The 22,926-nt window shown below is 71.2% G+C and carries 3 protein-coding genes (1 of these 3 only partly in view); 2 read left to right on the top strand and 1 reads right to left on the bottom strand.

All coding sequences use genetic code 11. From position 1 onward, the window contains the following. Together ACIO52_RS02055 and ACIO52_RS02060 are read left to right on the top strand one after the other, a co-directional pair. Nucleotides 1-20,953 carry the end of a non-ribosomal peptide synthase/polyketide synthase gene (locus ACIO52_RS02055; RefSeq protein WP_402640818.1) on the top strand. Its footprint begins 23,369 nt before the window's first position, so only the last 20,953 of its 44,322 coding nucleotides appear in the window; the start codon falls outside the window, past its left edge; the stop codon is at nt 20,951-20,953. A gap of 250 nt (nt 20,954-21,203) precedes the next feature. Next, nucleotides 21,204-22,226 (top strand): ATP-grasp domain-containing protein, encoded by a 1,023-nt coding sequence (locus ACIO52_RS02060; RefSeq protein WP_316576130.1) that lies wholly within the window; start codon nt 21,204-21,206, stop codon nt 22,224-22,226. Here the strand turns inward: ACIO52_RS02060 and ACIO52_RS02065 are convergent, their stop codons facing one another. After that, nucleotides 22,227-22,862, bottom strand: coding sequence for a TetR/AcrR family transcriptional regulator C-terminal domain-containing protein (locus ACIO52_RS02065; protein ID WP_316576129.1), 636 nt, complete (start codon nt 22,860-22,862; stop codon nt 22,227-22,229). Nucleotides 22,863-22,926: the final 64 nt, after the last annotated feature.

Genomic DNA, 22,926 nt, shown 5'->3' on the forward strand with positions numbered 1-22,926 from the left:
CACCCAGCTGGCGCGCGGCTATGTCGCGCGGCCGGACCTGACCGCCGACCGCTTCGTCGCGAACCCCTTCTCCGCTGTGTCCGATGGCGTGGCAGCCGAGGGCCCTGCGGGGTCACGCTCCGCTACCTCCTCCGGGCCCGCCGGCAGCCCCGCGGGCGGCGCCCGCATGTACCGCACCGGCGACCTCGTCGCCTGGACCGAGCACGGCGAGCTGGAGTACCTGGGCCGCACCGACTTCCAGGTGAAGCTGCGTGGTCTGCGCATCGAGCTGGGTGAGATCGAGTCGGCGCTCACCGCGCTCGACGAGGTCGCCCAGTCGGTGGTCGTGGTCCGCGGCGATCAGCACACCGGCGATCAGCTGGTGGCCTACGTCATCGCCGCGCCGGGCCGCACCGTCGACATCGAGGACGCCCGCGAGGAACTGGGCACCAACCTGCCCGCCTACATGGTGCCCGCGGTCATCATCGTCCTCGACGAGTTCCCGCTCAACGCCTCCGGCAAGCTCGACCGCAAGGCGCTGCCCGCGCCGGTGTTCGAGGCCGCGGTGTTCCGCGCCCCGACCACGCCGGTCGAGGAGATCGTCGCCGCCACCTTCGCCGACGTGCTGGGCCTGGAGCGGGTCGGCCTCGACGACGACTTCTTCGCCCTCGGCGGCAACTCGCTGACCGCGACCCAGGTCGCCGCTCGCCTCTCGGCCGCGCTGGAGACCGACATCGGCGTGCGCGAACTGTTCGAGGCCTCCACCGTCGCCGGGTTGGCCGCGCGCGCCGAGACGCACTCCGGTACGGACCGTCGCGCCGCGCTGGTCCCGCAGCTGCGCCCCGAGCGGGTGCCGCTGTCGCTGGCCCAGCAGCGCATGTGGTTCCTCAACCGCTTCGACCCCGAGTCCGCGGTCGACAACATCCCGGCCGCCGTGCGGCTGTCGGGCCTGCTCGACCGGCAGGCGCTGCAGGTGGCCGTGGCCGACGTGCTCGCCCGTCACGAGTCGCTGCGCACCTACTACCCGGAGGTCGCCGGCGCGGCCCACCAGGTGATCGTGCCGACCGGCAAGGTCATCCCCGACCTCGCGCCGATCGAGACCACCGGTGCCGAACTGCCGCAGCGCCTCTCGGAGCTGGTGCTCACCGCGTTCGACGTCACCGCCGAGGTGCCGTTCCGGGCCGCCCTGTTCGAGATCAGCCCGACCGAACACGTGCTCGCCCTGGTCGTGCACCACATCTCGGCCGACGGCTTCTCCATGGGCCCGCTGACCCGCGACGTGATGACCGCCTACAGCGCCCGCGTCGAAGGCGCCGAGCCCGCTTGGCGTCCGCTCGAGGTCCAGTACGCCGACTTCGCCCTGTGGCAGCGCGCCGTGCTCGGCGACGAGGACGACGCCAAGTCCGTGATCTCCCAGCAGATCTCGTTCTGGGGTCAGCGGTTGCGCGGCCTGCCCGAGCAACTGGACCTGCCCGCCGACCGGCCGCGTCCCGCGGTCGCCAGCGGTCGTGGCGCCACCCACACCTTCGAGATCGACGCCGACACCCATGCGGCACTGGCCGAGCTGGCCCGCAGCCGTGGCGCGACGCTGTTCATGGTCGCCCACGCGGCGCTGGCGCTGCTGCTCTCGCGCCTGTCCGGCGAGAACGACATCGCCATCGGCACCCCGATCGCCGGTCGTGGCGAGCGTGCCCTCGACGACCTGATCGGCATGTTCGTCAACACCCTGGTGCTGCGCACCGAGGTCGACGGCGACGCGAGCTTCACCGACCTGCTCGGCGAGGTCCGCGCGGCCGACATCGCCGCCTTCGGCCACGCCGACCTGCCGTTCGAGCGGCTGGTCGAGATCATCAACCCGGCCCGCTCGCAGGCCCGCCACCCGCTGTTCCAGGTCATGCTGGCCTTCCAGAACACCGGCCAGACCAGCCTGGAACTGCCCGGCCTGACCGTCAGCGGCGTCGAGCTGCCGATCGACGTGGCCAAGTTCGACCTGAACGTGGTGCTCACCGAGAAGCGACCGGCGGGCCCGGAGGCGGTAGCGAAGCGTGACCACGCAGGGTCCTCGGGAGCGGAGCGGTCCAACGCCGCGAAGCCCGCCGACTCGCCCGCGGGCATCGTCGCCGAGCTGATCTACGCCACCGACCTGTTCGACGCGGCCACCATGGATCGCTTCGGCACCCGCTTCGCCCGCCTGCTGGCCGCGATCGCGGCGGCGCCGGACCGGGCCGTCGGCGATCTCGAACTGCTCGACGACACCGAGAACGCGCTGGCCGTGCTCGGCTGGAACGACACCGAGCGCGCGCTGCCCGGCGCGGGCACCCTGGTCGACGAGTTCGCCCGCCAGGCCGCCGCCACCCCGGACGCGGTCGCGATCGTCGACCCGGCCTCCGGTGCGACGCTGACCTACGCCGAATTCGCCGCGCGCGTGCACCGTTTGGCGCATCGCCTGATCGAGGCGGGCGTCGGCCCGGAGACCCTGGTCGCGCTCGGCCTGCGCCGCAGCATCGACCTGGTCGTCGCGGCCTACGCCGTGCAGGAAGCCGGCGGTGGCTACGTGCCGCTCGACCTCGACCAGCCCGCCGACCGCATCGCCTACGTGCTGGAGACCGCCGCCCCGGTGGTCGTCCTCACCACGGCGCGCGACGGTTTCGACGCGGGTGAGCTGCCGACGCTGGCCGTCGACACCCTCGAGGTGGCGGCCTACTCCGACGCTCCGGTCACCGACGCCGAGCGGATCGCGCCGCTGCGTCCTCAGCACCCGGCCTACGTCATCTTCACCTCCGGGTCGACCGGTCGCCCGAAGGGCGTCGCCGTGCCGCACGCGGCCGTCGTCAACCAGATCCGCTGGATCACCGGCGAATACGGCATCGGCGCCGACGACGTGGTGCTGTTCAAGACCCCGGCCACCTTCGACGTCTCGGTGTGGGAGCTGTTCGGCCCGCTCAGCACCGGCGGCCGGATCGTCGTGGCGAGCCCCGACGGCCACCGCGACCCGCAGTACCTCGCCGATGTCATCGCGGCGCAGCGCGTCACGATGACCTCGTTCGTGCCGTCGATGCTGACTGTTTTCGCGGGCAGCATCGATGCCGAGGGCGGAGCTCTGTCCTCGCTGCGCGCCCTGCTGATCGCCGGTGAGGCCTTCACCGGCGACGCCGTCGCCGCGCTGCGCAAGGTGAGCGACGCGGCCCTGTTCAACCTGTACGGTCCGACCGAGTTCACCGTCCACGCGACGCACGGCCCGGTCGCCGACCAGGTCGACGGTGCCGTCCCGATCGGCGCACCGGTCTGGAATTCGCGGGCCTACGTGCTGGATTCCCGTCTGCACCCGGTCGCTGCCGGGGTCGCCGGTGAGCTGTACCTGGCCGGCGCGCAGCTGGCGCGCGGCTACTTCGGTCGCGCCGATCTGACCGCCGACCGCTTCGTCGCCGACCCGTTCGGCGAGGACGGCGCCCGCATGTACCGCACCGGTGACCTCGTGCGGCGCGACGAGCACGGTGTCATCACCTACCTCGGCCGCACCGACTTCCAGGTCAAGCTGCGCGGTCTGCGCATCGAGCTCGGCGAGATCGAGGCCGCGCTCACCGCGCACGAGACCGTCGCGCAGGCCGTCGTGGTCGTGCGCTCGGACGCCCGCACCGGCGACCAGCTCGTCGGCTACGTGGTGCCTTCCGCGGGCGCGGCCGTCGAGATCGACACGCTGCGTACGCAGCTGGCCGCGCAGCTGCCGTCCTACATGGTCCCGGCCGCGTTCGTCGCGCTCGACGAGATGCCGCTGAGCGCCAACGGCAAGCTGGACCGGCGCGCCCTGCCCGACCCGGTGTTCGAGGCGCGGGAGTTCCGTGCGCCGAGTACGCCGATCGAGGAGATCGTCGCCGCGACCTTCGCCGAGGTGCTCGGCCTGTCCGGGGACCGCGCCGTCGGCCTCGACGACGACTTCTTCGACCTGGGCGGCAACTCGCTGATCGCCACCCAGGTGGTCGCCCGCCTCGGCGCCGCCCTCGACACCCGCGTTCCCGTGCGCGTGCTGTTCGAGGCGCCGTCGGTCGCCGCGCTGGCCGCCAAGGTGGAATCGCACGCGGGTAGCGGCAGTCGCCGCGAGCTCGTCGCCGGAGCGCGCCCGGAGCAGATCCCGCTCTCGCTGGCCCAGCAGCGCATGTGGTTCCTCAACCGCTTCGACAACGCGACCGGGGTCAACAACATCCCGCTCGCCGTCCGCCTGACCGGCGACCTCGACATCGACGCCCTGCGCCAGGCCGTCGCCGACGTGGTCGACCGGCACGAGGTGCTGCGCACCGTCTACCCCGAGACCGCCGAGGGCCAGGGCGTGCAGGTCGTGCTGCCCGCGGGCCAGGTGCCGATCTCGCTGAGCCCGATCACGGTCGGCGAGGACGAGATCCGCGACCGGATCAGCGAACTGGTGCTCGCCGGGTTCGATGTGACCGCCGAGGTGCCGGTGCGTGCCGCGCTGCTGCGCGTCGCCGGTTCGATGGACGGTTCGCATCCCGACACCCACGTGCTCGTGTTCGTCGTGCACCACATCTCCGGTGACGGCTGGTCGGTGCGCCCGCTGGCCCGCGACGTGATGATCGCCTACGCCGCGCGCTCGCGCGGTGAGGCGCCGGGCTGGGCGCCGCTGCCGGTGCAGTACGCCGACTTCGCGCTGTGGCAGCGCGAGACCCTCGGCGCCGAGGACGACGCGACGTCGATGATCGCGCAGCAGGTCGCCTACTGGTCCGAGCACCTGGCCGGCCTGCCCGATCAGCTCGACCTGCCCGCCGACCGGCCGCGTCCGGCCGTGGCGTCCAACCGCGGTGGCGTGCACGAGTTCTCGATCGACCCGGCACTGGCGGCGAGCCTGAACGCGCTGGCCCGCGAGCACGGCGCCAGCCTCTTCATGGTCGTGCACGCCGCCTTCGCGGCGCTGCTGGCCCGCCTGTCCGGCAGTGACGACATCGCCATCGGCACCGCCGTCGCGGGCCGTGGTGAAGCGGTCCTCGACGACGCGATCGGCATGTTCGTCAACACGCTGGTCCTGCGCAGCGCGGTCGACCCGGCCCAGCCGTTCACCGCCCTGCTCGCGCAGACCAGGGAGAGTGACCTGGCCGCCTTCGGCCACGCCGACCTGCCGTTCGAGCGCCTGGTGGAGATCCTCAACCCGGCCCGCTCGCAGGCCCGGCACCCGCTGTTCCAGGTGATGCTGTCGTTCCAGAACACCGGCGAGGCGGCCTTCGAGCTGCCCGGCCTCGAGGTCGCCGGGGTGCCGCTGGACGTGGTCACCGCCAAGTTCGATCTGCACCTGAACCTGGCCGACCGGCATCGCGAAGACGGTTCCGCCGACGGCATGACCGCCGAATTCGCCTACGCCACCGACATGTTCGACGCCGACACCATCGCCGCGCTCGCGCAGCGCCTGGTGCGGATGCTGACCGCCGTCGTCGCGACGCCGGATCGCGCCATCGGCGAGGTCGAGCTGCTGGCTCCGGCCGAATACCGCCAGGTCGTCACCGACTGGAACGCCACCGCGCACCCGGTCGACCCGGCCGCCACGCTGGTGTCGATGTTCGAGGCCCAGGCGCTGACCAGCCCGAACGCGACCGCCCTCACCTTCGAGGGGACGAGTCTGTCCTACGGCGAGTTCGCCGCGAAGGTGAACCGCCTGGCCCGGCATCTCATCGCCCAGGGCGTCGGCCCGGACACCATGGTCGCGCTCGGCATGCGCCGCTCGCTCGACCTGGTGATCGGCATGTACGCGGTGAGCGTGGCCGGTGGCGCGTACGTGCCGCTGGACCCCGACCACCCGGCCGAGCGCACCCACTACGTGCTCGAGACCGCCGCGCCGATCTGCGTGTTGACCACGGCCGCGGACGACGTCGACGCGGGCTCGACGGTCGCGCTGCGGATCGAGAGCCTGGACCTGTCGGGGTACTCCGCGGCGCCGGTCACCGATGCCGAGCGCCTCGCCCCGCTGCGTCCGTCCAATACCGCGTATGTGATCTTCACGTCGGGTTCGACGGGTCGTCCGAAGGGTGTGGCGGTCAGTCATGGCGCGATCGTCAACCGTCTGGTGTGGATGCAGGCGGCCTACGGTCTGACCGGCGACGATGTGGTGTTGCAGAAGACTCCGGCCACGTTCGACGTGTCGGTGTGGGAGTTCTTCTGGCCCTTGCAGATCGGCGCGCGTTTGGTCGTCGCGAAGCCGGATGGTCATCGTGATCCGGCGTACCTGGCCGAGATCATCGCTGCCGAGGGCGTCACCACCGCGCACTTCGTGCCGTCGATGATGTCGGTGTTCGTGGCCGAGCTGGCCGAGTCCGCCACCGTGGCGCTCGCCGACGGCTCCGCCGCCGCGAGCAGCCTGCGCCTGGTCTTCGCCTCGGGTGAGGCGCTGCCCGCGCCGACCGCCCAGCGGCTGCGCGCGCTCACCGGTGCGGCGCTGCACAACCTGTACGGCCCCACCGAGGCCGCGGTCGACGTCACCTTCCACGAGGTCACCGACGCCGACACCACCTCGGTGCCGATCGGCGCCCCGGTCTTCAACACCCAGGTCTACGTGCTGGATTCGCGCCTGCACCCGGTGCCGGTCGGCGTCCCCGGTGAGCTGTATCTGGCCGGTGTCCAGCTGGCGCGCGGCTATGTCGCGCGTCCGGACCTGACCGCCGACCGCTTCGTCGCCGACCCGTTCGGTGCCGACGGCGCCCGCATGTACCGCACCGGCGACCTCGTCGCCTGGACCGAGCACGGCGAGCTGGAGTACCTGGGCCGCACCGACTTCCAGGTGAAGCTGCGTGGTCTGCGCATCGAGCTGGGTGAGATCGAGTCGGCGCTCACCGCGCTGCCGTCGATCGCGCAGTCGGTCGTGGTCGTGCGCTCCGACGATCGTCTGGGCGATCAGCTGGTCGGGTATCTGATTCCGGCTGTGTCGGATCGGCGGCGTTCCCTTGACCCTGCGGGGTCACGCTCCGCTACCGCCTCCGGGCCTAGCGGTCACGCCGCGGAAGGTGCGAGCATCGACCTCGATGCCGTGCGCACCGAGCTCGGCGGCGCACTGCCGACGTACATGGTGCCCACCGCGTTCGTGATCCTGGAGGCCTTCCCGCTCAACGCTTCCGGCAAGCTCGACCGCAAGGCGCTGCCCGCGCCGGTGTTCGAGGCCAAGGTGTTCCGCGCGCCCTCGACCCCGATCGAGGAGATCGTGGCAGGCACCTTCGGCGACGTGCTCGGGGTGACCCGGGTCGGCGCCGACGACGACTTCTTCGAACTCGGCGGCAACTCGCTGCTGGCCACCCAGGTCACCGCCCGCATCGGCGCGGCCCTGGACACCCAGCTCTCGGTGCGCGACCTGTTCGAGGCGTCCACGGTGTCCGCGCTCGCGGCCCGCGCCGAGCACAACGCCGGCTCCGGCCGGACCCGCCCGCGCCTGACGGCGGGGGAGCGGCCCGCGATCATCCCGCTCTCGCCCGCCCAGCAGCGCTACTGGTTCCTCAACCAGTTCGATACCTCGACCTCGGCCGTGGACAACATCCCGCTGGCCGTGCGCCTCACCGGCGAACTCGACGTGCCCGCGCTCGAGCAGGCCATCGGCGACGTGTTCGCCCGGCACGAGATGCTGCGCACCACCTACCCGCGCTCGGCCGACGGCCCGCACCAGGTGATCCTGCCGATCGCGCAGAGCCGCGCCGTCGTCCACCACATCGAGGTCGACGAAGCCGATCTGCTCGGCACCGTCATCGAATTCGCGATGACCACCTTCGACGTCACCGAAGAGGTGCCGCTCAAGGTCGCGCTGTTCCGGCTCAACGAGACCGACCACGTGCTCGCGTTCACCGTGCACCACGTCTCCGCCGACGGCTCGTCGATGGGCCCGCTGGCCCGCGACATCATGGCCGCCTATGTGGCGCGCGTGCAGGGCGAGGCCCCGCAGTGGGCGCCGCTGCCGGTGCAGTACGCCGACTACGCGCTGTGGCAGCGCGAGGTCCTCGGCGACGAGACCGACCCGGAATCGCTGGCCGCCAAGCAGGTCGCGTACTGGAGCAAGGCCCTGGCCGACCTGCCCGACCAGCTCGAGCTGCCCGCCGACCGGCCGCGCCCGCCCGCGCAGTCGTTCCAGGGCAAGGCGATCCGCTTCGAGATCGACCCCGTGCGCCACGCCGCGCTGCACGAGCTGGCCAGGGCCAACAACGCCTCGCTGTTCATGGTCGTGCACGCCGCCCTCGCGGTACTGCTCGCGCGACTGTCGGGCACCGACGACATCGCCGTCGGCACCCCGATCGCGGGCCGTGGTGAGCGCGAACTCGACGACCTGATCGGCATGTTCGTCAACACCCTGGTGTTCCGCACGGCCGTCGACCCCGGCGCCACCTTCGCCGAGCTCCTCGCCGACGTGCGCGAACGCGACCTGGAGGCCTTCGCCAACGCCGACGTGCCGTTCGAGCGCCTGGTCGAGGTGCTCAACCCGGTGCGCTCGACCGCGCGCAACCCGCTGTTCCAGGTGGGCCTGTCGTTCCAGAACCTGGCCGACACCACCTTCGAACTGCCCGGCCTGACCGTCAGCGCCGTCGACTACGACTCGCAGCTGGCCAAGACCGACCTGCACGTCACCCTCTACGACCGCTACACCGACGACGGCGCACCCGCCCAGCTGGTCACCGAATTCGGTTACGCCATCGACCTGTTCGACGAGGCCACGGTCCAGAGCTTCGCCGACCGCTTCGTGCTGGTGCTCGACGCCGTCGCCGCCGACGCGTCCGTGCCGGTCGGCGACATCGACCTGCTCACCGAGCAGGAAGCCGCGCAGATCGTCACCGCGTGGAACGACACCGCGCACGCGATCGACACTGACGCCACCCTGGTGTCGTTGCTCGACGCGACCGTGGCGGCGACGCCGGACGCCGTCGCGCTGGTCGTGGACGAGCCGGAGTCCGGCGTGAGCACCGAGGGCGCCGACTCCGCAGCGGGCGCCGCCGGCGTGGCGGGCACCCGCGTCGCCGGTGGACGCCGCGAGATGACCTATGCCGAACTCGACGCCGAGGTCAACCGCCTTGCCCGGCACCTGATCTCGCTGGGTATCGGCACCGAGGACCGGGTGGCGCTGGCCATCCGCCGTTCCGCGGAGCTGATCATCGCGATGTACGCGGTGGCCCGTACCGGTGCCGCCTACGTGCCGATCGACCCCGATCAGCCCGCCGAGCGCACCGATTACATCCTCGAGACGGCCGCGCCCGCGATCGTGCTGACCACGGCGAACGCCGAATTCAGCACGGCGGCGGCCGACGTGCTCGTCCTCGACGAGCTCGATCTGAGCACTGTCAGCGCGGCCGCGATCACCGAGCGCCGTGGCGCCCTGGTGCCCGCGAACACCGCGTACGTGATCTTCACCTCCGGCTCGACCGGCAAGCCCAAGGGTGTGGCGGTCTCGCACGGCGCGATCGTCAACCAGCTGCTGTGGGAGACAGCCGAATTCGGTATCGGCGCCGACGACGCGATCCTGCTGAAGACGGCCGCGACCTTCGACCTCTCGGTGTGGGAGTTCTGGACCGCCGCCGTCGCCGGTGGCCGCCTGGTGGTCGCCACCGCCGACGGTCACCGTGACCCGGCCTACCTCAACGACCTGATGCGGGCCACCGCCGTCACCACGCTGCATGTGGTGCCGTCGATGCTCGACGCGCTGCTCACCGAATCCGGTGCGGCGCTGCCGCGCACGCTGCGCCGGGTGCTGGCGATCGGTGAGGCGCTGCCCGCGTCCACCGCGCAGCGCTTCCGCACCGCCAACGCCGCCGAGCTGTTCAACCTGTACGGCCCGACCGAGGCCGCGGTCTCGATCACCAGCCACGCGGTGACCGACGCCGACCAGGTGTCGGTGTCGATCGGCGCGCCGGAGTGGAACAGCCGGGTCTACGTGCTGGATTCCCGCCTGCGGCCGGTCCCGGTGGGTGTCTCCGGCGAGCTCTACCTCGCCGGTGCGCAGCTGGCCCGCGGCTACTACGGCCGCGCGGACCTGACCGCCGACCGTTTCGTCGCCGATCCGTTCTCCGCGCTCGGCGAGCGCATGTACCGCACCGGTGACCTGGTGGCCTGGAACGCCGACGGCGAACTGGACTACCGGGGCCGCACCGACTTCCAGGTGAAGATCCGCGGCTTCCGCATCGAGCTCGGCGAGATCGAGGCCGCGCTGCTGCGCCAGGACGGCATCACCTCGGCCGCGGTGCTGGCCCACACCGATCCGGTCGTCGGCGACCGCCTGGTGGCCTATGTCGTGGCCGGTGGGGGGGAGTTCGACAAGCTGGCCCTGCGCACCGCGCTGGCCGCCGAGCTGCCCTCGTACATGGTCCCGACCGTGTTCCTGCGCCTGGACGCGCTGCCGCTGAACGCCAACGGCAAGCTGGACCGCAAGGCCCTGCCGGAGCCCGAGGTCGAGAAGGCCGTGTTCCGCGCGCCGGTCAGCCCGAGCGAGCAGCTCGTGGCCGCCACCTTCGCCGAGGTCCTGCGCCTGGGCGACCAGCCGCGACCGGCGGGCCAGGACGCGGTAGCGAAGCGTGACCACGCAGGGCACTCGGGCACGGCTGAATCCGGCACAGTCAAGCGCTTCGGCCTCGACGACGACTTCTTCGCCTGGGGCGGTAACTCGCTGCTGGCGACGCAGGTCGCCGCGCGCCTGGGTGAGGCACTCGACACCCGTATCCCCGTGCGCCTGCTGTTCGAGGCGTCCACGGTGTCGGCGCTGGCGCAGCGGATCGAGCAGCACGCCGAGACGGGTGATCGCAAGGCGCTCACCGCCGGTCCGCGCCCCGAGCACATCCCGCTCTCGCTGGCCCAGCAGCGCATGTGGTTCCTCAACCGCTTCGACACCCAGTCGGCGGCCTACAACGTGCCGGTCGCGGTCCGCCTCACCGGCGACCTCGACGTGGCCGCGCTGCGCGCCGCGATCACCGACCTGGTGTCGCGCCACGAGATCCTGCGCACGGTTTACCCGCAGACCGAAGCCGGTGCGGCACAGGTGATCCTGTCGCCCGCACAGGCCGCGCCGGAGCTGATCGAGCGCACCGTGGCGGCCGACGAGATGGAATCGGCCGTCGCGGAACTGATGTCGACCATCTTCGACGTCACCGTCGAGGTGCCGCTGAAGGTCGCGCTGTTCCGCGCCGAGAGCACCGACGCGGAACCGGCCGCGCCGGGCGCGGTCTTCGGGCCCGCCCGCACCGTCTCCGGCGACTTCGTGCTCGCCATGGTCGTGCACCACATCTCCGGTGACGGCTCCTCGGTCGCCCCGCTGACCCGCGACCTGATGACTGCCTACGCGGCCCGCTCCACCGGTCAGGAGCCCGGCTGGGCACCACTGGCCGTGCAGTACGCGGACTACAGCATCTGGCAGCGCGAACTGCTCGGCAGCGAGGACGATCCGGACTCGATGGCGGCCAAGCAGGTCGCGCACTGGAAGCAGGCCCTCGCGGACCTGCCCGATCAGCTCGACCTGCCCGCCGACCGCCCGCGACCGGCGGTGCAGACCTTCGCCGGCAGCAAGGTCGACGTCCAGATCGACGCCGACACCCACCGCGCGCTGGTCGAGCTGGCCCGCGCCGAGGGCGCGACGCTGTTCATGGTCGTGCACACCGCCCTCGCGGTGCTGCTGGCTCGTCTGTCCGGCACCGACGACATCGCCATCGGCACCCCGATGGCCGGTCGTGGCGAGGCCGCCCTCGACGACATGATCGGCATGTTCGTCAACACCCTGGTCTTCCGCACCAAGGTGGACGGCGGCGAGGCGTTCACCGAGTTGCTGGCTCGCCAGCGTGAGGACGACATCGCGGCGTTCGCCAATGCCGATGTGCCGTTCGAGCGTCTGGTCGAGGTCCTCAACCCGGTCCGCTCCACCGCGCGCCACCCGCTGTTCCAGGTCGGTCTGTCGTTCCAGAACCTGACCCGCGCCACCCTGGAACTGCCGGGCCTGACGGTGTCCGGCCTGGACATCGACTCCCAGCTGTCGCAGTTCGACCTGCACCTGATCGCCACCGACCGTTACGGCGACGCCGGTGAGCCCGAGGGTATTTCGGGCATCTTCACCTACGCCACCGATCTGTTCGATCACGCCACGGTCGAGGGCTTCGTCGAGCGGTTCGTTCGCCTGCTCGGCGCGATCGTCGCCACTCCGCGCACCACGGTCGGCGACATCGAACTGCTCGCACCGGCCGAACGCGCCCAGATCCTGGACGCCCGCAACGCGACCGCCTACCGGGTCGACACCGAGGCCACCCTGGTCTCGCTGCTCGACGCGTCGGTGGCCGCCGATCCGAAGTCGACCGCCCTGGTCACCGACGACGGCGCCCAGCTGACCTACGCCGAACTCGACGCGAAGGTGAACCGCCTGGCGCGGCATCTGATCTCGCTCGGCGTCGGTCCCGAGGCCCGCGTCGCGCTGGCGCTGCGCCGCTCGGTGGATCTGATCGTCGCCATGTACGCCGTCGCCAAGTCCGGTGGCGCGTACGTGCCGGTCGACCCCGATCAGGCGGCCGAGCGCACGAACTACATCCTCGAGACGGCGGCACCGGTCTGCGTGCTGACCAACGCCGAGGCCGAGTTCGACACCGCGGTCGCGCCGCTGGTGCGGATCGACGAGCTCGAACTCGACGAGGTCGGCGCCGCACCGGTTTCCGACGCCGAGCGCATCGCACCACTGCGGCCGGAGCACACCGCGTATGTGATCTTCACGTCCGGCTCGACCGGTCGCCCGAAGGGTGTCGCGGTGCCGCACGGCGCCATCGCCAACCAGCTCCAGTGGAAGCTGATCGAGTTCGGCATGGACGCCGCCGACGCGGTGCTGCTCAAGACCGCCGCCACCTTCGACCTCTCGGTCTGGGAGTTCTGGTCGGCCGCCGTCTGCGGTGGCCGCCTGGTGATCGCCTCGGCCGACGGCCACCGCGATCCGGCGTACCTGAACGAGCTGATGTCGCGCGAGTGGGTCACCACCCTGCACGTGGTGCCGTCGATGCTCGACGCGCTGCTTGCTTCGGGCATGCCCGATTCGCTGTGGCGGGTGCTGGCCATCGGTGAGGCGCTGCCGGGTTCGCTCGCGCAGCGGTTCCGCACCGCGTTCCCGCGCACCGAGCTGTTCAACCTGTACGGCCCCACCGAGGCCGCGGTCTCGATCACCTCGCATCGGGTGAACGCCGCCGACCAGGGCTCGGTCTCCATCGGTGGACCCGAGTGGAACAGCCAGGTGTACGTGCTCGACGCGCGGCTGCGCCCGGTGCCGGACGGCGTCGCGGGTGAGCTGTACCTCGCGGGCGCGCAGCTGGCCCGCGGCTACTTCGGCCGCCCCGATCTGACCGCCGACCGCTTCGTGGCCAACCCGTTCACCCCCGGTACCCGCATGTACCGCACCGGTGACCTGGTGGCCTGGCACAACGGCGAGCTCGACTACCGCGGCCGCACCGACTTCCAGGTGAAGATCCGCGGCTTCCGTATCGAGCTCGGCGAGATCGAGGCCGCGCTGCTGGCGCTGCCCGAGATCGCCCAGGCCGCCGTCATCGCCAAGTCCGACCCCCGCACCGGTGATCGCCTGGTGGCGTACCTGGTGGGTGCGGAAATTGATGTCGCACAGGTGAAGTCGACGCTGGCCGCCGGGCTGCCGTCGTACATGGTGCCCGCCGCGTTCGTGGTCATGGACGCGCTGCCGCTCAACGTCAACGGCAAGCTCGACCGCAAGGCGCTGCCGGAGCCGGAGTTCGAGGCCCAGGCGTTCCGCGCGCCGTCCACCCCGATCGAGGAGATCGTGGCCGGCGTGTTCGCGGACGTGCTCGGCGTCGATCGCGTCGGCGCCGACGACGACTTCTTCGCCCTCGGCGGCAACTCGCTGCTGGCCACCCAGGTGGCGGCCCGCCTCGGCGCCGCCCTGGACAGCCGGGTGCCCGTGCGCCTGCTGTTCGAGGCGTCGACTGTCGCCGGTCTCGCGGTGAAGGTGGAGCAGGGCGCGGGCGCCGGTGGGCGACGCGCGCTGGTCGCCGGACCGCGTCCGGCGCAGGTGCCGCTGTCGCTCGCGCAGCAGCGCATGTGGTTCCTGAACCAGTTCGACACCAGCTCCGCGGTGAACAACATCCCGGTCGCCGTCCGCCTGACGGGATCGCTGGATGTCGAGGCGCTGCAGCTCGCGGTCGCCGACGTGCTGGCCAGGCACGAGACCCTGCGCACGGTGTACCCGTCGACCGACGGCACCCCGCACCAGGTGATCCTGCCGGTCGAGGGCAATGTCCCGGATCTGACGCCGGAAACCGTTGCACCCGAACAGGTTCGCGACAAGATCGCCGCGCTGATCTCCGCCGGCTTCGACGTGCTCGACGAAGTTCCGTTGCGCGCCGAGCTGATGCAGGTCGCCGATGACGAGTTCATCCTTGTCTTCGTCGCCCACCACATCAGCGCCGACGGCTGGTCCATGGGCCCGCTGACCCGCGACGTCATGGTGGCCTACGCCGCCCGCGCCACGGGCGAACGCCCGGGCTGGGCGCCGCTGCCGGTGCAGTACGCCGACTTCAGTGTCTGGCAGCGGGAGGTGCTCGGCTCCGAAGCCGACGCGACGAGCCTGATCTCCCAGCAGGCCGACTACTGGAAACGCGCCCTCGCCGGCGTCCCCGACGAGCTGAACCTGCCGCTGGACCGGCCGCGTCCGAGCACGCAGTCCTTCGCCGGTGGCCGGGTGCTGTTCCCGATCGACACCGAGATCCACGCCGGACTCTCGGCCATCGCCCGCGAGCAGAACGCGACGCTGTTCATGGTCGTGCACACCGCGCTGGCGGTGTTCCTGGCGCGCATGTCGGGCACCGAGGACATCGTCATCGGTACGCCGATCGCCGGTCGTGGTGAGGCCGAACTCGACGACGTCATCGGCATGTTCGTCAACACCCTGGCCCTGCGCACGCAGGTCGGCGGCCAGCTCGGTTTCGCCGAGCTGCTGGCCCAGGCCAAGGAAGCCGATCTGGCCGCGTTCGCGCACGCCGACATCCCGTTCGAGCGCCTGGTGGAACTGCTCAACCCCGAGCGCTCCACCGCGCGGCACCCGCTGTTCCAGGTGGCGCTGTCGTTCGAGAACCTGCCCGACGCCGGCTTCGAGCTGCCCGGCCTGTCGGTCTCGGCCGTCGACTTCGACGTCGACACCGCCAAGTTCGACCTGCTGCTCACCGTGCGTGAGGCGCAGGCAGGCGACACCGGCGCGGCCGGCGCCTACGCCGAGTTCTCCTACGCCAGCGATCTGTTCGACCAGTCCACGGTCGAGAAGTTCGCGCAGCGCTTCCAGCGCCTGCTCGCCGAGGTCGTCGCCGACACCACCACCCCGGTCGGCGATCTCGAACTCCTCGACGCGGTCGAGCGGACCGAACTGCTCACCCGCACCGGCGGTCCCGCCGCGTCGACGAGCACCCTGCCCGAGCTGCTGGCCCAGGCCGTCGCGACCAACCCGGACGGGCAGGCGATCGTCGCGCCCGGCGAGCCGGTCGATGCCGGGTTCGCCCGCGCGCTCGCCATGGGCAGCTCCGGCGACGAGGACGCGCTGGCCGGGACGGCGGGGTCCGCGCTGACCTACGCCGAGCTCGACGCGGCGTCCTCGCGCCTGGCCCGGGTGCTCATCGCCCGGGGCGCGGCACCGGAGACGGTCGTCGCCATCGCTATGCAGCGTTCGCTGGACACGACCCTGGCCATCTGGGCCGTGATCAAGTCGGGTGCCGCGTTCCTGCCGGTCGACCCGAAATACCCGGCCGAGCGCATCGCGCACATGATGTCGGACTCCGGTGCGGCACTGGGCATCACCGTGTCGGCCGAGGTCGACCATCTGCCCGCGCCCGCGCTGGACGAGTGGCTGGTCCTCGACGACGCGGTGCTGCGGGCCGAGGCCGGCAGGCAGTCCGCCGCGCCGATCACCGACGCGGACCGTCGGGGCGCCGTTCGCTCCGGCAACACGGCCTACATGATCTACACCTCCGGCTCGACCGGCCTGCCCAAGGGCGTCGTGGTCAGCCACACCGGTGTGGCCAACTTCGCCGCCGCCCAGGTGGCGCAGTTCGGGCTCGGCTCCGAGGCGCGCACCCTGGCGTTCGCGTCGCCGTCGTTCGACGCGTCGATCCTCGAGTTCCTGCTCGCGGTCGGCTCGGCGGGCACGCTGGTCATCACGCCGGTCGGCGTGGTCGGCGGCGAGGAACTGGCCGAGATCATCGTGGGCCAGCAGCTGACCCACGTGTTCCTCACCCCGCTGGTCGCGGCGTCGATGGAACCCGCGGCACTGGCCGGACTGGAAGCGCTGATCGTCGGTGGCGACAAGGCCCCCGTCGACCTGGTGGCGAACTGGCACAGCGCGGGCACCGACCCGGCGCACCACCGGTTCTACAACGCCTACGGCCCGACCGAGGCGACCATCGCGACCAACCTGTCCGACCCGCTGCTGCCCGGCGACACCATGAACATCGGTGGGCCGATCGCGGGCGCGACGGTGTTCGTGCTCGACAACCGCCTGCGCCCGGTCCCGGAGGGCGTGGCCGGTGAGCTGTACCTGGGCGGCGTCGCCCTGGCTCGCGGCTACCACGCGCGCCCCGGCCTCACCGCCGAGCGCTTCGTGGCCAGCCCGTACGCCGGGTCCGACGGCGAGCGCCTGTACCGCACCGGTGACGTCGTCGCCTGGCGCACCGTCAACGGCCGGTCCGTCGTGGAGTACGTGGGCCGCAACGACTTCCAGGTGAAGATCCGTGGCTTCCGTATCGAACTGGGCGAGATCGACGCGGTCCTGACCGCGCACGACGACGTCGAGTTCGCCGCCACCATCGGCCGCACCACCGACGCGGGCGCCACCATCCTGGTGTCCTACGTGCGGGCGACCCCCGGTGCGGCCGCCGACCCGGCCGCGCTGGTCGAGTACGCGGCACAGCAGCTGCCCGCGCACATGGTGCCCGCCGCCGTGATGGTGCTCGACGAGATCCCGCTGACCCCCGCGGGCAAGCTGGATCGTCGCGCCCTGCCCGAGCCGGTCCTCGCTCCGCGCGAGTTCCGCACGCCCACCAACGAAGTCGAGGCGATCATCGCCACCGTCTTCGCCGAGGTGCTCGGCGTCGACGCCGTCGGCCTGGACGATTCGTTCTTCGCCCTCGGCGGTGACTCGATCCTGTCCATCCAGCTGGTCTCCCGCGCCAAGGATCGCGGCGTGCTGTTCAAGCCGCGCGACGTGTTCGAGAAGCGCAGCGTGGCCGGCCTGGCCGAGATCGCCGTGCTCGCGGGCGATTCCGAGCAGATCGTGCTCGAGGAACTGCCGGGCGGCGGTGTCGGTGACATCCCGATGCTGCCGATCATGCGCCAGATCCTGAGCAGCGGCTCCACCTACGACCGGTTCTCCCAGTCGATGGTGCTGCGCCTGCCGGAGAACATCACCGAGGAAGTCCTGCACGCCACCATCGGCGCGGTCTTCGACCACCACGATGTGCTGCGTTCGCGGGTCGCCCGCGCGGAGCGACCGGCGGGCCCGGAGGGGGCAGCGGGGCGTCACCACGCAGGGCACTCGGGAGCGGAGCAATCCGACACCGCTGCCGAGAACGGCTGGGTCTTCGAGGCATTGGCGCCCGGCGAGGTCGACGTGACCGCGCTGGTGCGGCGCGTCGAGGTGGCCGGCGAGGTCACCGACGAGCAGCTGTCCAAGCTGGCCAGCGTCGAATACGACGAGGCCATGGGCCGACTCGATCCGGCGAACGCCGCCATGGTGCAGTTCGTCTGGTTCGCCTTCGGTGCGAACGCCGACGGCCCGCGCCGTCGCGACGCGCTGCTCATCGTCGGCCACCACTTCGTGATCGACGGCGTCTCCTGGCGCATCCTGATCCCGGACCTCGGCATGGCCTGGGGCCAGATCGCGGCCGGTCAGCCGGTGACGCTGCCCGCCAACGGCACCTCGATGCGGCGCTGGGCGCACAGCCTGGTCGAGCAGTCGAGCGAGCGTCGCGCGGAACTGCCGTTCTGGCGCGAGGTCTCGGCCACCGCCGATCCGCAGCTGGGCGCACGGGCGTTCGACCCGCGGGTCGATACCTTCGCCACCGTCGACCGGGTGCAGGTCACCCTGTCGCCGGAGGTCACCGACGCGGTGCTCACGGCCATCCCCGGCCTGTACCACGGTGGGGTCAACGACGGTCTGCTCACCGCGCTGGCCCTGGCCGTCTCGCGGTGGCGCGGTGACGAATCCGGTACCGCGGCGCTGATCAAGCTGGAGGGCCACGGCCGCCAGGAGGAGATCGTCGCCGGTGCCGACCTGTCGCGCACTGTCGGCTGGTTCACCACCGCCTTCCCGGTCCGCCTCGACCTGGCCGGTGCCGACCTCGACGACGCCTTCGCCGGCGGCGCCGCGCTCGGTGCCGTGATCAAGTCGGTCAAGGAGCAGATGCTGGCCGTGCCCGACAAGGGCATCGGCTACGGCATGCTCAAGTACCTGACCGGTGAGGGTGCCGATCTGCCGTCCGTCGGCCAGATCAGCTTCAACTACCTCGGTCGCGCGACGGCGGGCGAGATCCCCGCCGAACTCGCCGAACTCGGCTGGGTGCCGGTGGCCGACCTGGGCCAGCTCGACGCCGAGATGGACCTGGACATGCCCGCCAACGCGACGCTGGACATCAACGCCATCGTCAACGACGGCGACGAGGGCCCGCAGCTGGGCGCGAACATCGCGTTCCCGACCGGGCTGCTGACCGTCGACCAGGCCCAGGAGTTCGCGGATCTGTTCGTGGCCGCGCTCACCGCGCTGGCCACCCACGCACAGCGGGTGGACGCGGGCGGTTTCACCCCGTCCGATATGCCGCTGGTGCGGGTGGAGCAGTCCGATATCGAGCTGTGGGAAGGCCACTACCCGGCGCTGTCGGAGATCTGGCCGCTCTCGCCGCTACAGGCGGGCCTGATGTTCCACGCCATGCTCAGCTCGGCGACCGTCGACGTGTACACGGTGCAGGCCGTCCTCGACCTGACCGGCACGCTCGACACCGAGCGGCTGCGGCGCGCGGCCCAGGCCGTGCTCGACCGGTACCCGAACCTGCGGACCGCCTTCGTCACCGACTCGGCCGGGCAGCCGGTGCAGGTCGTGATGTCGGAGCTCGAGGTGCCGTGGCGCGAGGTCGACCTGACCGACCTGCCCGCCGACGAGCGGCTGCCGCGCATGCAGCAGCTGCTGGTCGCCGACCGCGCCGACCAGTTCGACATGGCCACGGCCCCGCTGATCCGCTTCGGCCTCTACAAGACCGACGAGGGCAAGTCCCACCTGGCGATCACGGTGCACCACATCCTGATCGACGGCTGGTCCATGCCGCTGCTCATGCGCGACCTGCTGGTCCTCTACGCGGTGCACGGTGACCTCACCGCGCTGCCGCGCGTGGCCTCCTACCGCAACTTCCTGTCCTTCCTCTCGGGCTGGGATCGCGAAGTGTCGTTGCAGGTCTGGGCCGAGGCGCTGGCGGGGGTCGAAGGCCCCACCCAGCTGGCGCCCGCGCCGCGCACCGAGGAACGCTACGAGCTCGGCAAGGTCATCGTCGAGATCGACGCCGATCGCACCAGGGCACTCGGCAAGTTCGCCGGTGAACTCGGTGTCACCGTGAACACGCTGCTGCAGACCGCGTGGGGCATCGTCGTCGGCCGCCTCACCGGGCGCGACGACGTGGTGTTCGGCGCGACCGTGTCCGGCCGCCCGGCCGAACTGCCCGGCGTCGAGTCGATGGTCGGCCTGTTCATCAACACCCTGCCGGTGCGGATCCAGATCGACGACCGGATCAGCGCGGAGGAGTTGACCAAGCGGGTCCAGGCCGAGCAGGCCGACCTGCTCAGCCACCACTTCGTCGGTCTGTCCGACATCCAGCGGGTGGCGGGCGCTGGCGCGGCCTTCGACACGCTGCTGGTGTTCGAGTCGTACCCGATGGACAAGGACGCAGTCACCGCGGCGAGCTCGATCGACGGCATGCAGGTCACCGGTGTCGGCCTGGACGACGCCACCCACTACCCGCTCACGCTGGTGGTGATGGCCGAGGCCACCATCGAGATCACCATGCGCTACCTGCGCAGCACCTACACCGAGGACGAGGTCCGCACCCTGTCCGCCCGACTGCTGCGGGTGCTCGACGAGCTGCTCGACAACCCGACCGGCCTGGTCGGCGACATCGACATCCTCGACGCGGGCGAACGCGCGCAGTTGCTCGCCGAATCCGGGGTGACCGCGGCGGTGTCGGCTCCGGTCGCCACCACGGGTGTCGGCGCGCAGACGGTGGCCAAGGTGCTCGCCGAGGTCGTCGAGGCGGATCCGCAGGCCCCCGCCCTGCTCCGCGGCGACAGCGAAATCGCCTACAGCGCATTGGATCGCAAGTCCTCGCAGCTGGCCCGCGTGCTCATCGCGCGCGGTGCGGGCCCCGGCGACATCGTCGCGATCTCGCTGCCGCGCAGCGTGGACTCCGTGCTCGCCGCCTGGGCGATCCAGAAGGCGGGCGCCGCGGTCCTGTTCGCCGGCGAACTGTCCGGTGTCGAGATCGCCGCGACCGGCGCGGCCTACGGCATCAGCGACGCCCCCGTCGCCGGTGTCGCGGGCGAGTGGCTGATCCTGCCCGACGTGGACGCCGAGATCGCCGCCGCCGCGGCGCATCCGGTCTCCTACGCCGACCGGGTCCGCCCGCTGTCCGAAGACCACCCGGCCTTCGTGCTGCCCGCGGCCGAGGCGATGTCGACGCTCACCCAGAGCGCCGCGCTCGCCCTCGCCGACACCCTGCGCGAGACCCACGGCATCGACTACGAGTGCACCACCTTCACCACCCACGCCTCCGGCCCGGCGGCCATCCAGGAATTCCTGGCCGCCGTCACGGCGGGCGCCCTGTCGGTCCTCCCCGACGGCCCGGTCGCCGACGATCTGGCCGACGGCGAGGTCACCCACTGGTTCGTCGCCTCCGGCGACCCGACCGAGGCGGCCGACGGCGAAGTCACGGTGATCGTCGCCGAGTAGCGCTGCGCGGCTGCTCGCCTACCACGTTTCCCTGGTAGGCGAGCAGCCGCACCATTTCCCTCTGTCCGACCCGCCGCGGACCTCACGCGCCTGCGATATCCAGGGTGTGACCTGCGGTCTTGCGTTCCGAAATGTGCGGAACGCGGAACCGGGATAAGGTCCGGTTCTCACCGGGAAAAACAGGAAGGGAGCGGTTGCCATAACGCTTCGGATTTGGCTGAGCAGTGCAGGTGCGGCGACCGTTCAGGTCATGCGGTTGCTACGGGAGAACCCGGACGGTGTGGACGTCACCATCTACGCCAGCAATGTGGATCCGGGTGCGGCCGCTCTCTCGGCGTGCGATGTCTCGGCGATCGAGCCTCGGTATGTCGGCAACGAGGAGTACGCGCAGTTCGCGCTCGAGTTCTGCCGGACCCATCGCATCGATGTCCTCATCCCGCCCCGGCGTCTCGACGCGCTCGCGGGCCGGGCCGCGGACTTCGCCGCGGTCGGCACCAGTCTCATGTGCTCGCCACTGGCGGCGGTGCGGGCGCTGACCAGCAAGGTCCGCACCTACGAGATCGCCGGCGCGGCGGGCATTCCCGTGCCCCCGTGGCGTGAGGCCACCGACGTCGGCGAGTTCTACGCCGCCGTCGAGGAATTGTCCCGGGACGGGGAGACGCTGTGCATCAAGCCGAGCGGTGAGTACTCGGCCTTCGGCTTCCGCATCCTGGACGACCGTCCGCTGACGATGGCGAGCCTGCGGGTCGCGCCCCGGCCGGTGGCCTCGGTCGACGCGGTTGCCGGGGCATTGCGCCGGGCGGCGGCGGACGGGGAGTCGGTGCCCCCGCTGCTCGTCATGCCGTTCCTCGACGATCCGGAGATCAGCATCGACTGTCTGTCGGCTCCGGGAGGTGAACTGCTGGTGGGTATTCCGCGGGCCAAGCAGGGTCGCTTCCGTATCCTGCTGGACGACCCGGCGGTGGTCGACATCGCGCGCAGCCTGGTCCGGCATTTCGAACTCGCCTATCTGACCAACGTCCAATTGCGCTATCGCGGTGGGGAACCGGTGCTGCTCGAGGCAAATCCGCGCCCCTCGGCCGGGCTGTTCCATACAGCTTTCGCCGATGTGAATCTGCCGTGGGCTGCGGTGCGGCTGCTGCTGGAACGGGATTCGGGATTGCGGTTCCCGCCGCGACTCGGCGCCTGTCTGGCGGTGGCGGAAGCGGTCATGGAGGTCACCGGTCGGCGCGAGGACCAGAGTCGTCGGAGCGCGGATCTGGTCGCGGGCTGACTAGGGGAGCAGGCGAGCGAGGCCGTCGAGGAGCAGATCGAGGCCGAAGGTGAAATCCGCGGTACCGGAATGCGTTCCGGCGATGACCAGGGCGGCCAGGGCGTGCATGTGCGGGTGGGTCTCGGTGGGGATGAGGGGCAGGAATCGCTGTGCCGCCGAGGCGTACTCCGAGGGGTCGAGGGGGAAGTTGATGGCCTGGAGGGTGAAGCCGTAGATGTGGCTGTCCAGCGCGTTCCAGGCACGGTCGGCCTGTTCGTAGGTGAAGCCCGCGGTGATCAGGCAGGCGAGCGTGGCGTCGATGTAGCGGAGCATGGCGGGCCCGACGTTCACCCGGGAACCGAGCAGGCCGGTGGCCCAGCGGTGGCGGAGCAGGACCTCGTGGGCGGAGACGGCGCGGCGGCGTAGCTCGGTCCGCCAGTCGCCGTCCGCGCCGGGGACGTAGATCTCGGCGACGACCAAGTCGATGATGCCGTCGAGAAGGTCGTCCTTGTTGGCGACGTGGTTGTACAGCGACATCGCCTCCACGCCGACTGCCTTGGCGAGTTTGCGCATCGACAGCGCGTCCAGACCCTCCCGATCGGCGAGATCGATCGCCGCGCGCAGGACGCGTTCCCTGGTCAGCGGGGTGCGTGGCATGCGGCTCCTGACTGATTCCTTGACCTACTTACGGCGTAAGCGTACCGTCTGGGCAACAGACTTA

This window comes from Nocardia sp. NPDC087230, assembly GCF_044744725.1.
GTDB lineage: Bacteria > Actinomycetota > Actinomycetes > Mycobacteriales > Mycobacteriaceae > Nocardia > Nocardia canadensis.

What these genes read in the sequence shown, in the direction of transcription:
- ACIO52_RS02060 (WP_316576130.1), top strand. Translation starts at nt 21,204, where the DNA reads ATGCGGTTGCTACGGGAGAACCCGGACGGTGTGGACGTCACCATCTAC.
- ACIO52_RS02065 (WP_316576129.1), bottom strand. Translation starts at nt 22,862, where the DNA reads ATGCCACGCACCCCGCTGACCAGGGAACGCGTCCTGCGCGCGGCGATC.